The 13,346-nt window shown below is 60.2% G+C and carries 12 protein-coding genes; 9 read left to right on the plus strand and 3 right to left on the minus strand.

Annotation, left to right across the window (positions count from 1 at the left end; translation table 11 throughout):
• The first annotated feature begins 16 nt into the window (after positions 1-16).
• The 3 genes from EJ997_RS09105 (at position 17) to EJ997_RS09115 (ending at position 3,910) form a co-directional block, all read left to right on the plus strand.
• The gene (locus EJ997_RS09105) at positions 17-2,011 is read left to right on the plus strand and encodes a cytochrome c oxidase assembly protein (RefSeq protein WP_126704269.1); all 1,995 of its coding nucleotides are present in this window, start codon (positions 17-19) and stop codon (positions 2,009-2,011) included.
• A 91-nt stretch (positions 2,012-2,102) separates the two neighbouring features.
• Positions 2,103-2,951, plus strand: coding sequence for a hypothetical protein (locus tag EJ997_RS09110; RefSeq protein ID WP_126704270.1), 849 nt, complete (start codon positions 2,103-2,105; stop codon positions 2,949-2,951).
• A 179-nt stretch (positions 2,952-3,130) separates the two neighbouring features.
• On the plus strand, positions 3,131-3,910 hold the full coding sequence (locus EJ997_RS09115) for a YwiC-like family protein (RefSeq protein WP_126704271.1): 780 nt from the start codon (positions 3,131-3,133) through the stop codon (positions 3,908-3,910).
• A gap of 101 nt (positions 3,911-4,011) precedes the next feature.
• Here EJ997_RS09115 and hisC read toward each other — a convergent pair whose 3' ends face one another.
• Positions 4,012-5,073 carry a histidinol-phosphate transaminase gene (gene hisC, locus EJ997_RS09120; RefSeq protein ID WP_126704272.1) on the minus strand — a complete coding sequence of 354 codons (1,062 nt, stop codon included), beginning with the start codon at positions 5,071-5,073 and terminating at the stop codon, positions 4,012-4,014.
• A gap of 36 nt (positions 5,074-5,109) precedes the next feature.
• On the opposite strand from hisC, the gene EJ997_RS09125 reads away from it, so the two are divergent.
• Together EJ997_RS09125 and EJ997_RS09130 are read left to right on the plus strand one after the other, a co-directional pair.
• The gene (locus EJ997_RS09125; RefSeq protein WP_164719919.1) at positions 5,110-5,493 is read left to right on the plus strand and encodes a phage holin family protein; all 384 of its coding nucleotides are present in this window, start codon (positions 5,110-5,112) and stop codon (positions 5,491-5,493) included.
• Positions 5,493-6,260: a fructosamine kinase family protein gene (locus tag EJ997_RS09130; RefSeq protein WP_164719920.1), complete on the plus strand. Its 768-nt coding sequence runs from the start codon at positions 5,493-5,495 to the stop codon at positions 6,258-6,260. Before EJ997_RS09125 ends, EJ997_RS09130 begins: the two co-directional genes overlap by 1 nt.
• 63 nt (positions 6,261-6,323) lie before the next feature.
• On the opposite strand, the gene EJ997_RS09135 is transcribed toward EJ997_RS09130, so the two are convergent.
• Positions 6,324-8,003, minus strand: a complete 1,680-nt coding sequence (locus tag EJ997_RS09135) for a long-chain-fatty-acid--CoA ligase (RefSeq protein WP_126704275.1) — start codon at positions 8,001-8,003, stop codon at positions 6,324-6,326.
• Between the two features lie 242 nt (positions 8,004-8,245).
• On the opposite strand from EJ997_RS09135, the gene purB reads away from it, so the two are divergent.
• The gene (gene purB, locus EJ997_RS09140; RefSeq protein WP_126704276.1) at positions 8,246-9,592 is read left to right on the plus strand and encodes an adenylosuccinate lyase; all 1,347 of its coding nucleotides are present in this window, start codon (positions 8,246-8,248) and stop codon (positions 9,590-9,592) included.
• The gene (locus tag EJ997_RS09145; protein WP_126704277.1) at positions 9,592-10,482 is read left to right on the plus strand and encodes a DedA family protein; all 891 of its coding nucleotides are present in this window, start codon (positions 9,592-9,594) and stop codon (positions 10,480-10,482) included. Before purB ends, EJ997_RS09145 begins: the two co-directional genes overlap by 1 nt.
• 234 nt (positions 10,483-10,716) lie before the next feature.
• On the opposite strand, the gene EJ997_RS09150 is transcribed toward EJ997_RS09145, so the two are convergent.
• The gene (locus tag EJ997_RS09150) at positions 10,717-11,649 is read right to left on the minus strand and encodes a Ppx/GppA phosphatase family protein (RefSeq protein WP_126704278.1); all 933 of its coding nucleotides are present in this window, start codon (positions 11,647-11,649) and stop codon (positions 10,717-10,719) included.
• A 53-nt stretch (positions 11,650-11,702) separates the two neighbouring features.
• On the opposite strand from EJ997_RS09150, the gene EJ997_RS09155 reads away from it, so the two are divergent.
• A complete protein-coding gene (locus EJ997_RS09155; RefSeq protein WP_126704279.1) occupies positions 11,703-13,103 on the plus strand; it encodes a hypothetical protein in 1,401 nt (466 codons plus the stop codon).
• Positions 13,100-13,345 (plus strand): copper-exporting P-type ATPase CopA, encoded by a 246-nt coding sequence (locus EJ997_RS09160; protein WP_126704280.1) that lies wholly within the window; start codon positions 13,100-13,102, stop codon positions 13,343-13,345. Before EJ997_RS09155 ends, EJ997_RS09160 begins: the two co-directional genes overlap by 4 nt.
• Position 13,346: the final 1 nt, after the last annotated feature.

Raw genomic sequence — 13,346 nt, forward strand, 5'->3', positions numbered from 1 at the left:
GACATAATGTGGTGGGGTGACCACTACCCAGCGCCTGCTTAATCCCACGGGAGTTTCCTGGCCCATTGTCGTCGGTATTGCCGCAACAATCATCGCCGGGCTCACCACCGGTATCTACGCCGAAGCCCTTCTGGCCGACCCGGGTGCCGTAACCCGGTGGGCCGTTCCGCTTCTCACGTACGGCCGGGATACCGTTGCCGCGCTAACCTTTGGGGCGTTCCTGATCGCCGCCACCGTCTACTCCCCCACCACGGAAATAAGACCGCGCAAGTCCTTCACATACGACGCACCCGAATGGCAGCGGGTCATGAAATTCGGGCGGACAACAGCAATCATCTGGCCGATCCTGGAACTCGCAAACTTCATTGTTACCTACTCTTCGGTCGCCGGGGTACCGCTCTCCGATAACTCGCTTGGCCCGGGCCTGTGGCAGTTCATGACCGAGATCGAGCTCGGCCAGATCATGGCCTGGTCGATCCTGCTTGCCGTTATCGTCTCCATCGTGGCGGCCTTAGCCTCGACCATGGCGGGCTCCGCGTGGACCATGGCACTTTCGGCCGTTGCCATGGTCCCCATTGCCCTGACCGGCCACGCCTCCGGCGCGGCCTCCCACACTCTTGCCGTGTCCTCGATCTACATCCACCTGCTTGCCATGAGCGCATGGGCCGGTGGCCTCATTGCCTTCCTTGCCACCGCCCCCAGGAGCGGCCGTCTCGCCGCCTACGCATCCCGCTATTCCTCAATCGCGGCGTGGGCACTGGGGCTGACAATCTACTCCGGTTTCCTTGCCGGTTTTATCCGATTCAACAGCCCCGCAGAGCTGTTCACCTCAAGCTATGGCCGACTCCTACTCGTCAAGGTGCTCGCGACGGGCGTGCTGGCGCTCGCGGGCCTCGCGCACCGCAGGCGCACCCTCGCCACCATCGAAGGGACACCGCGGCCATTTACGAAGCTTGCCGTCGGCGAAGTGCTCATCATGACCGGGGTTATCGGTGTTGCTGCCGCCCTGTCGAATTCGGCTCCGCCGGTCCCCCAGGACCCGGTTCCCGATCCGACCCCGGCTTTCCTGCTGTCTCAGAACCCAATCCCGCCCTACCCGGAAACCATCAACTACCTGACTCAGTGGCGCATCGAACCCATCCTCGCTTTCGCAGCTGTCGTCGGGATCGTGCAGTACGTGCGCTGGGTCAGGCGCCTCAACGCTCGCGGTGACGAGTGGCGCAACTGGCGGGCCTTCTCCTGGATTGCTGGCATGGTCCTGTTCTTCTGGGTAACGAACGGCGGACCCGCAGTGTATGGAGCCGTTCTGTTCTCCGCCCACATGCTCATGCACATGATCCTCGCCATGGTGATCCCGATCCTCCTGGTCCTCGGTGCCCCGGTATCGCTCCTGGCCCGAGCAATCCCCGCCCGCACCGACGGCTCGCGGGGCGGTCGGGAGATCATTCTTGCCGTTGCTCATTCCAAGTACGGAGCTTTCTGGGCACATCCGGTTATTGCTGCCGTGAACTTCGCAGGATCCCTCATCCTGTTCTATTTCACTGACCTGTTCTACCTGTCGCTCACCACCCACGTTGGTCATCTCCTCATGGTCCTGCACTTCACTCTTGCCGGATACATGTTCACGAACGCGCTGATTGGTATCGACCCGGGCCCCACCCGCCCCGCCTATCCGCTTCGCATCCTCCTGCTGTTCGCAACGATGGCATTCCATGCATTCTTTGGCATTGCCGTTATTTCTTCCACGTCGGTTCTCGCAAACGAGTTCTTTGGCTGGCTGGGACTGCCGTGGGGCGTGAATGCTCTCGCCGACCAGGAGGTGGGCGGTGCCATCACGTGGGGCATCGGTGAGTTCCCCACCGTGGCGCTCGCAATCTCGGTGGCGATCATGTGGGGCAGGTCGGAAGACAAGGTCGCGAAGCAGATCGACCGCCGCGCCGACCGGGATGATGATGCTGAGCTGAAGGCCTACAACGAGATGTTGGCGGCGCGAGCAAAAGGTCGCGGATAGCCCGCGTAGCGGCTCGTGAATAATCGTTTCTCGCAACCTGTGCCAGTATTGACCTATCCTTGTTCGGGAAGTTCCGACGATTTGAGTACCTATGAGTGAGAACAACACATCGCACAACCGCGGCATGAGCCCCGGGCTTAAAGCCGTACTCGTTGTCTTGGGCATTATCTTGTCGATCATCATTTTCCTCATCTGGTCCGCCATCATCCGCGGCGGAGCCGACCTGGTTGCAAACGCCGAATCCGCCACCCCAACCGAGTCAGAGACATCCGGGGCTGACAACACCGAAGAAGAGGCACCGGATCCTCTGGCACAGCCCAGGGCCTCCGTCATTGCGATTGTGGACGCACCCACCTGCGATTCCGCAGAAACCGACACCAACGCTCTCGCTGAGCTCGTGACCGTATCCGAGCAGAACGGTGGCCTCGGGGACGACGATCGTCAGCTTATTGTCGACACGCTCAACAAGATCGACGACTCCTGCCCGAAGGATTTCACCCTCGATGTCGCGAACCGGGTTTCCGGGGCTGGGGTGCCGCTGGCGCTCGCACAGATCTCCGACGAAGCAGATTGGGTAACGAAGGCCCGTCCCGCCCCCGACGGTGCTCGACCGCTCACCGACTTCAATACGGACAGCCTCAATATCCACTGCACGATGGATTCCACCCAGGCTGCCTGCTCGATCTACACGTACACGTTCCCGTCGGTTCCCGAATCCTGCGAAACGTACACGCAGACGTACACGGTCGGCGAAGCGAGCGACACGAACGAACTCTGTTCTTGGCGCATCCAGTCCTCTAACAACCGGAACGCCAACGCCGTCTACGCGAACGACACCTTTGCCTGCGAAGTAACGGGCGGCGGAAGCACTGTCGAATGCTGGTCCCAGTTGTCCGGCAAGGGCTTCACGGTGAACCGCAACAGCGGCACCACCTTCTAAACCCCACGCTGCGCTCGTTTCCCATCCGGGCACGCCATTTCGATCCCCGCGCTGCATTACTCCGATCCCGGCGCTAGATTCCACTCCCCGCGGCACCCTGGGTTCCGGTAGAGCGCGAGTGCCGCACAGGACAATCTAACGTCCCATATCTTCACGGTTTAGTCCGTGATAATAGGGGCATGGCATCTCGAGGTTGGGTACCGAACTATCACGGCGCGTGGGCAATGATTATTGTTCCGCCGTTTGTAGGGACGATCCTGTCTTCGTTCCACCCCCACCATCTCCTGTTGCTCGCCGTGTGGTGGATCGGGTACTTTGCTTTCTTCTCAACCGGCCAATGGCTCCGGTCCCGCAGGAAGGTCCGCTACCGCAAGCCGGTCATCGTCTACGGCACCCTCACCTGCCTCGCCGGCATCCCCCTCGCCTTCCTCGTTCCCGAGCTGATCATCTGGGTTCCCGTGTTCCTGCCCCTGATCATCATCACGGCATGGCAGTCGATCCAGCGGAAGGACCGTTCCCTTCTGAACGACACGGTGACGGTCGTAGCCGCCGGGCTGCTCACTCCCGTGGCCTTCCACCTGGCAACCCTGCTTGGAACCGTTCCTCAGGGCAGGCACGGATGGGAGGCGTGGGACTGGATGTGGCTGGCCACCGCCTCAATCACCGCCTATTTCGTCGGCACTGCGTTCTACGTGAAGACAAACATCCGCGAGCGCGGCAACGAGGGCTTCTTCTGGCTTGCCGTCGGCTACCACGCGGTCTTCGCCACTGCCGCCACAGTCTTCGCATTCATGGGGGTCTTCCCCATCCTCCACGCTGTCGTCTGGTGGGCGCTGACCGCCCGCACATACGCAGTGTCAACCTATTCAGCCAAGATCGGGCGCCGCGTCTCCGTTAAAGCCATTGGCATCTGGGAAATTATCACCACGGTCGCGGTGACCGGCTCACTGCTGATGTAAATCCCTTCTCACGAGGCTTCTTACCGTCGCTGTATGCCGAACTCTTCTTGGGCGAAATGGTGAGCTCATTGGCACGGGCCGATCGGGAGGCGTAGTTCCAGCTATCGCAGGCTTTTCGCATACTCCGCTGCAGCCGCAATGATCCGGTCGTTGGCTTCAGGGGTGCCGATGCTGACGCGCACTCCGTCACCAACAAAGGCGCGAACAACGATTCTGTGGCGTTCGGCGGCCGCCAGGAACGGTTCCACGTTAGTCATCTCGAACCACATGAAGTTGGCCTGCGAGCGCGGAATGGCGAATCCCAGATCCGCCAGTTCGGCGATGACGCGTTCCCGTTCGGCAACGACATCATCCGTTCGGGCCACAACCTTGTCCGTTGCATCGAGGGCGGCGATAGCTGCCCTTTGGGCGAGGGCGTTCACTCCGAAGGGGGTTCCGACCGTGCGGAGGGTTTCCGCTGTGGCGGGGTGCGCGAGTGCGTAGCCGACCCGCAGTCCGGCCAGCGAGTACGCCTTGGAGAAGGTGCGCAGAACAATGAGATTCGCGTGCTTTGCAAGGAGTTCGTCGGAACGGACCCTGTCTTCCATGCGAGCAAAGTGAATGTAAGCCTCGTCGAGTATCACCGGGATGCTTTCGTCGATGCGGTCGAGGAAGCGTGCGAGATCCGCGTGGGTGACGGCTGTTCCCGTCGGGTTGTTCGGGGAGCACACGATGATTGCAGCGGTTTTGTCCGTCACTGCCTCCGCCATCGCATCCAGGTCATGCTCGCCAAGATCGGTGACGGGAACCTTGATAGTCAACGCCGCGGCGAGGGCCGTAGCGATGGGATAGGACTCGAAGGACCGCCACGCACACACCACTTCATCACCGGGCTCGCAGGCAGCATCGAGGATCTTTTCAATCATATTGACGGAGCCGTTGGAGACGGCCACCCAGTCACTGTCGACACCGTGGAACTTAGCAACCCGCTGGCGCAGCTTCACTGCCATCATGTCCGGATACTCCTGCAGTGAACCAACACCTTCGGTAATCGCGGCCTGGATCGACGGTAGCGGCTCGAACGGCATTTCGTTCGACGACAGCTTGATAATCGCAGGGTCGGTCGAGGGTTTTCCGGCCACGTAAGAGGGCAGGTTCGCAAGGTCTTCACGGAAAAGGCTCATATCCTCATCATGCACCTTCCGAGTAGGGTTGTGCCCATGAAGTTCATTGTGCGCACACTCGTGACCGCCCTGGCACTGTGGCTGACGAGCCTTCTCTTGGACGGGATTACTGCCCCGGCCGCTCAGTCAGATGGTCAGCTCGCCCTCTATTTCATTGGTGCGGGAGCAATCTTCGTTGCCGTTACGGCAATCATTCGGCCAGTCCTGATCGTCCTGTCCATCCCCTTCTACATCCTCACCCTCGGCCTGTGGCACCTGGTCATCAACGCGGGAATACTTCTCCTGTCCAGCTGGTTGGCCCGACAGTTCGGGTGGGGTCTGACCGTTGATTCCTTCTGGTGGGCCGTCGGCGGCGGCCTTGTCATCGCCATCATCCTCATCGTGATCGACATGTTCCTGCCGAAGGAGTACCGCAAGTAGTGTCTGTTTACGTCAAGAGAGGCACCTCCAGGCAGATCGCCTTCGAAGCAGCGGGGCTCCAGGACCTGAGAGCATGTGGGGCTAGAGTCGCCGAGCTCGCCCAGGTCGATGACACCTCGCTTGCCACCGTCACCATCCAAGAAACATCCCCCACCCAGCAGGCCGCCTACGAGTTCGGGACGATGCTTGCAGGCCTGCACGAGAACGGCTCCGACCGCGTGTTTGGGCAGGCCCCTCCGGGATTTGATCTCGCCGAGCACGGCGAGGGAACCATGGGGCAGGAGCGCCTCCCACTTGTCTCCGCAGGGGCACAGCCCCGGCCCTGGGGCGTGTTCTATGCGGAAGACCGGATCCTGCCCTACCTGGGCTCCGCCGTTTCCAACGGCTCAATAGACACGGACGGAGCACAGGTAATCGAAGCCCTTGCGGAACTTCTCCGGGACGGAGCATTCGACACTGACGATCGGCCGTCGGTCCTCCACGGCGACCTGTGGTCCGGCAACGTCCTCTGGTCGGCAGATGGTGGGGTTCTCATCGACCCCGCCTCCCACGCCGGCCACCGCGAGTCGGACCTTGCCCAGCTCACCGTGTTTGGCGCTCCCCACTGGGACGACATCACCGCAGGATATGAATCGGTGAAGGAACTATCGGAGGGATGGAACGAACGGATTGGGCTACACCAGCTCCACATCCTGATCGTCCACGCCTCGCTCTTCGGCGGCAGCTACGGCAGACAGACGGTGCGAACAGCCCAGAACTATCTCTAGTTCCGAGCTGTTCACGTTGCTCTTACCGGAACATAGCTTGCCAGGGAGTCGCTCGAAGATGCACTAGATCAGCGACGGAGCAATCTGCTCCTTCACCTTCTTGCGCAGCACCTTGCCAAGCATCGACTTCGGCATGTCCTTCATGACCGTAATGCGGCGGGGCACCTTGTAGCGGGCCAGGTACTGGCGGCAGAACTCCCGGATCTCCTCAGCATCAAGCGTGTGCCCCGGGGCAACAACAACGGCCGCCACAACCTCTTCACCGGAATCCTTCTCGATTCCCACAACCGCTGCCTCCTCGATCGCCGGGTGGCGCTGTAGAACCTGCTCCACCTCGGACGGGGACACATTGAATCCACCCGTAATGATCAGTTCCTTCACCCGGTCAACGATTGTGGCAAAGCCGTCCTCATCAACGGTGACAATGTCACCCGTACGCAGCCAGCCACCCGGTAACAGAGTCTTGGTCGTTTCTTCTTCGTTCTCCCAATAGCCCGAGAACACCTGCGGGCCCCTAAGGAGCAACTCGCCTTCCTCACCTTGAGCAACCTCAATCGAGGGATCCTCAATGTCAACGACCTTCATGTACGTCGACGGGAAGGGAACACCGATCGTGCCGGTGCGGCGCGACTCGTGGAAGGGATTACCCAGGGCAACGGGCGATGCCTCAGTCATGCCATACCCCTCAACAAGTAGCCCGCCCGACAGTGCCTCCCACTCCTCCACAATGTCGTCTGTGAGCTTCATGGCTCCCGAAATGCAGTACTTCGCTGCCGACAGCGAGATGTTGCGCTCGCGGGCACGCTCGGCAGTCTTCTTGTAGATCGGGGGAACCGCGCAGTAAATCGTCGGAGGATACTTCTTCACCTCGTCAAGAACCATGTCGGGGTTGAACTGCGGGAAGATCACGAGATTCGCCTGTTTCATAATCCCGAACGTCAAATAAAGAGTCATACCAAAGGCGTGGAACATGGGGAGGAGCGCGTAAGAATTTTCCTTCCGCTCTTCCGCTCCCAGCATCCATGCCGCACCCTGGCGAGCATTCGCGTAGAGGTTAAGGTGCGTCAGCATCGCACCCTTCGGTGAGCCCGTCGTACCAGACGTGTACTGAATAACCGCGGTGTCATCAACGGTCGGCTTCGGGTAGTCCGGAGCAATTGCGGGCCCCTTCACAAGTGTCGACCACGGCGTGGTGCCCGTCGTTTTCGTGGTCAACGCACCCTTCTTTTCTTTCAACGACTTGATCGGAAGGTTCAGCGCGAGACGCTTGACGGTTGGGAACTCGTCAAGCATGTTGACGGCAACGATCGTATCGATACCGAATTCAGGACCGGAAATCTTCTCCACCGACTTATCCCAGGCGATCGCCACCTTTGCTCGGTGGTCCTGGAACTGGGCAAGTAGTTCACGGGAGGTGTAGAGCGGATTGTGTTCCACCACAATCGCCCCGATCCTCATCGCCGCATAAAAAGCCACGACGTGTTGCGGGCAGTTGGGCAGCACAATGGCAATGCGGTCACCCGGCTTCACACCCAGCTTACGCAGGCCCTCGGCGACCGCGACCACCTGCTCACCGAGCTTGCGATACGTTGTTTGCTTCCCAAAGAACGTCATGGCCGGGGAGTCGCCTCCCCCGGCAACAGCCGTCTCAAAAAGCTCAACGAGCGAGTCCGTCGGGGTCTCGATCTGTTCGGGAACTCCCGGCTGGTAGTTCTTCGTCCAAGGGGTATGGCTCTGTGTCATACATTCATCTTCGACCAATTCATGGCGCCATTGCTAGATCATTCCACGCGGAAAACATCACCGTTCCAATTAACGACAGTTTTCAAAACATCCGTCTTGGACGATCTGCACCTCTCACCAAGAACGGCCCTTATTCACGCCTAATCAGTGCCAATTCGCGCTCACTATGCGCTTGCTACCTGCCGGTAGATCGCGCCACAAAGGTGGGATCATCACGACCGAGCACTCCCCGGGCGGTTAGCATGGCTGTCATGAGCACTCTCAGCCCGCTTGATGGTCGGTACGCATCCTACGTTTCCCCACTCGTCGATCACCTGTCAGAGGACGCCCTGAACCGGGCCCGTGTCACGGTCGAAGTCGAATGGCTCATTTACCTTGTCGACACGGGGATCCTGCCCGGCGAGTTCACGCCCGAGGAGCGGGACGAGATGCGAAGCATCGAGGTCGATCCCAAGGAGCTCGGCGAGATCGAGGCGGAAACCCGCCACGACGTGAAGGCTGTCGAGTACTACCTGCGTAAGCGCGTAAAGTACCCCGATATCGTTCATATTCTCTGCACGTCGGAGGACATCAACAACCTCGCGTATGCCCTCACCATCAAGGATGCTGTCGAGAAGGTCTGGCTCCCGGCGGCCCGTCGCCTTGTCAACAACATTTCGGCTCTGGCCCGCGAGCAGAGGGACCAGCCGATGCTCTCCCGCACCCATGGACAGACCGCCACCCCGACAACCCTGGGTAAGGAAATGTCGGTGTTTGCGTGGCGTCTGTCCCGCCAGCTCCAGCGGATCCGCGACACCGAATACCTCGGTAAGATCAACGGCGCCACCGGCACCTACGGTGCGCACGTGACGGCCCTGCCCGAGACAGACTGGCCCTCCCACTCGCGGTCCTTCGTCGAGTCGCTCGGTCTGAGCTGGAATCCGCTCACCACCCAGATCGAATCGCACGACTGGCAGGCCGAGCTCTACTCCGACATTGCTCGCTTCAACCGGATCCTTCACAACTTTGCGACCGACGTGTGGACCTATATTTCCCTCGGCTACTTCCACCAGAACCTGGCAGCCCAGGGTTCAACCGGTTCGTCAACCATGCCGCACAAGGTCAACCCGATCCGCTTCGAGAACGCCGAAGCGAACCTGGAAATATCCTCGGCCCTGCTCGACACTCTCGGATCCACGCTCGTTACCTCGCGCCTGCAGCGGGACCTCACGGACTCCTCAACTCAGCGCAATATTGGTGTGGCCTTCGGCCACTCTCTCCTCGCCATCGACAATGTCACCCGCGGCCTTGCTGGCCTGGACGTTGATGCGAATGCCCTTGCTCGTGACCTCGACGCCTCGTGGGAGGTTCTTGGTGAACCAATCCAGCAGGCCATGCGAGTCGCTTCCATCAAGGGCGCAACCGGCATGGACAATCCGTACGAGCGACTCAAGGACCTGACCCGCGGTCAGCAGGTCACCGAAGAGATCATGCGTGACTTCATTAAGTCCCTCGGCATCCCCGCCGATGTGGAGGCCCGCCTGCTGGAGCTGACCCCCGCAACCTATACGGGACTGGCCAGCCAGCTCGTTACCTACCTGGGAGAATAATGGATCAAGAGCTCACCGGAATTGCCGGGTGGGCGGTGGACGTCATGGAGTCGCTCGGCGGCTTCGGCGCCTTCCTCCTGATCGGCCTAGAGAACCTCTTCCCACCACTACCCTCAGAAATCATCCTGCCGCTCGCAGGTTTCACTGCGTCCCTTGGCACCCTCGGCATGGTCGAAATGATCGTCTGGTGCACCGCGGGATCCGTCGTCGGCGCCTGGCTGCTCTACGGAGTTGGCTACGCCCTTGGCCGCGACCGTACCCGTGCCATTATGGGGGCCCTTCCCCTGGTCAATATCAGCGATATCGACAAGACCGAGGCCTGGTTCCGCAAGCACGGCACGTGGACCGTGCTCCTGGGCCGCATGATCCCGATCTTCCGTTCCCTGATCTCGATCCCCGCGGGCGTCACGAAGATGAAGCTACCGATCTTCACGGCCCTCACCCTCGTTGGCTCCCTGATCTGGAACACCGTCCTCATTTCCCTTGGCTATGTCCTTGGTGAGAACTGGACCAGGGTTGAAGGTTGGGTTGGGATCTTCTCCCGGATCGTTCTCGTCGCCGTCATCGTCTTCGTCATCTGGTGGATTGCCCACCGCATATATACGACAAGGAAGAACCGCAAGGACGACACTGATCAGGTGGCAGGCACCGATCAATCGGAGGTCACCGATCAGAAGACGGGCGGAGCCCCGGCAACGGACACGGCCCAGAGCTCTGGCGCTAACTCCGCCGGGTCAACGACAGCAGGTGCTTCCGAGAACCCGCACCCAGAGACCAAAGCAGAAGAGTCGGCTTCCCACGCAGACGGTCACTCTGGCGCCACAGACTCACGTCAGCAGAACAGTACCGAACTCGATCCGCCTACCACCGAACCTGAAGAACACGCCTAGCAAGGGAAACCTCATTGCGACCGAGGCAGGCGGGAACCGAAATTGACAAGCCTGAAATGTGACGGACATGAGTGGAGGAGGGGCTGCGGACGAAAAACGTCTCGCAGCCCTTCCTCAGTTGCTGAGGCCACTGCGTCAGTGCAAGCAGCGCTACGCCAGTTTCTACCGGGCGAGGCGAATTGATTGAAAAGGCTTAGCCATGTCTGTTCGCTTGACCCATAGCTCGCGACTTGATCAGGCGTCGCGCTGCCCCTCCAAGTAGTTGAGGATCGCGCCCTCGCGCATCGCCCAGGGGCAGATCTCGAGCTTGCTGATCTTGAAGGACTTCATGGCGCGCACGGCAACTTCGGCACCCGCAACGATCTGGTAGGTGCGCTCGGGGGTAATGCCGGGGAGTGCGGTACGTGCCGCCGCCGGCATCTGAGCCAGCCTACCTACCCAATCTTCCAGGTCGGAGCGGGACATGCGGCGGCGTTCCGTGGGGCCCACTACGGCAACAAGCTGACCGGCAAGCCGCGCCAGCGAGCGGAAGGTTTTCGAGGTGGCGACGACGTGGTCGGGCGTGGGGAGCTGCTTGAGCGCCTCCGCCAGCGGCTTCATCTCATCCTTGATGTGCGCTTTCATGACCGAGACTTCGTCCTCGAGCGGCGGATCGTGCTTGAGGTAGTGACGAGTCAAGCGGCCTGCACCGAGAGGCACGGATGCGGAGAATTCGGGGTTTTCGTCAACTCCGTAGGCCACTTCGAAAGAACCGCCACCGATATCGAGGACGAGGAGGCGACCGGCGGCCCAGCCATGCCAGCGTCGAGCGGCAAGAAACGTCAGATTGGCTTCTTCTTTGCCGGAGAGGACCTGGAACTTCAGTCCCGCAATTTCTTCGAGTTCTCGGAGCACCTCGGGGCCGTTCGCGGCCTCGCGAAGAGCCGAGGTCGCCATGCCAATGACTTCACCGGCACCGAAGCGCTCCGCGAAGAGCATCGCTCGTTTCACGGCTTCACGAAGAGCGATCACACCATCTTTCGTCACCATGTTGTCATCGTCCAGATACCGCATGAGGCGCACAACGGTGCGATCGTCGGCCGCAGGGGCGGGCCGGGCACCGTAGTGAGCATCCACGACGAGCATGTGGACTGTGTTCGATCCGATATCGAGTACTCCAAGACGCATGTAGACAGCCTAATGCAGTACTCTCGGTTATGGACCCAAAAGATTGAGGAATCGTGTCAAATACTTACTCTCTCCCCCTGACGCCAGGACAGCTGAACGGCTTCATGAAGAGCGGACTCGACTATATTTCCGGTCTCGCCGTAGATTCGGAGGCTCTTGACGAGCTCACGAAGATTGAAGACATTGTCGAACTCTTCCAGGTGGGCTTCAAGGGAAGTCCCTTCGGTAAGGACGGGGAGCTTTACATCCTTGAACTGGAGGCAGGTCCTCTCGTTCAGTCCCGCAAGGCCGTCGGCCCCCTCGATGAGGACGCTTTCCTCGGCGGCATCTTCGAGGTGATTCCCTTCGATGGGACGGGACGCGCCAAGGCCGCCGGCGTGGAAACGGATCTGCTCTGGGTCGAGCCCGCTCGTCTCACCGCCGGGTCGTCGATCTGGAAGTACACGGCCGATGAGGCGGAGCCGTCCATGGTGGCCGCTTACCACGGCATTGCCTACGGCTGGGAGACCGAAGAAGGATTCAAGGCGATTGTTCCTTCCAACTTCCTGGGCACCGTCATTAAGCGTTCCTGGGGTGAGATCCCCTGCGACGTGGAAGTTGAAGATAATAAGCCCATCGCTGTCACTCTCGTAGCTCCCACGGACCCGAAGGGTGAAGAGGGCTTCGCACAGATCGAGTCGGGCCTGTGGGCAAAGCGCATTGCCTACACGGAGGACATGGAGATCTACGAATCGCAGAAGATCGCGAAGGTCGACGGCGTTCCCGCCCGCGTGCTACGCCCCATCCGTCGCGATGGTGAGACCCTGCTCGAGGTTCAGGCTCTTCTGCCCGACGCTCCGTACTGCCGCGCGAACGGCTACTCCCGGTATGCCCCCGCAGTATTCGTAAAGGCCATTCCGATCGAGGGCGTCAAGGCGCAGGCCCGTAAGGCCACCCCGAAGACGTGGGAAATTGAGGAGATCTCGCCGGCACGTGCGGATGACATGGTCGATAAGGACCTGACCGACACTCGTGCGATCATCCCCGACATTTACAAGTTGCTCGTCAATGCGGTTCCCAACGGGTTCACGGAAATCACGCTGTTCATGCAGGTGGTGGGCAATCACTTCGTGTTCCTCGGCGAATACGAGGTGGACGGCAAGAAAGAACGCCTCGCGTCGATTCCGACCGCGGTTGTTCACTACACCCGCCAGCTGAAGAAGAACACGTACGATGCGGACGAGGGCGGCTTCTACGTCGCTAAGTTCTCCTTCGATTCGCTTGGCACCGGCAACTTTGGCTTCAACAAGTCGGCTCAGCCCTCATGGGCGAGCCAGGTTCCTGTCGATGAGTGGAAGAAGGACCTCGAGGAGTTCCCGCGTAGCGCTCCCCAGACTCCGGACTGGCTGATTGACGCGATCAATGGGAAGCTTTTCAAAGCCACAAACTCCAATCAACTCGAGGAACAGGCATGATTCAACTAATTGTCTCGGGAATCAATGGAGATGACGACGTCGCAAAACTGACGGAAGAACTGTCAAACATCGGATCGACTAACCAGATCATGGTGACGCTTGGTACGGATTCGCGTGCCACCGTTATCGTGACAGGCAAGGCATCCGATGATGAGCTGACAGAGGCCGTCAAGCAGGCCGGCGCCTACTCCATTGTCGACATCGAGCGGGAGGGGCTTGAGCCCTACCACGTCGATAAGTAGC

This window comes from Flaviflexus ciconiae (assembly GCF_003971195.1).
GTDB classification, from domain to species: Bacteria; Actinomycetota; Actinomycetes; order Actinomycetales; family Actinomycetaceae; genus Flaviflexus; species Flaviflexus ciconiae.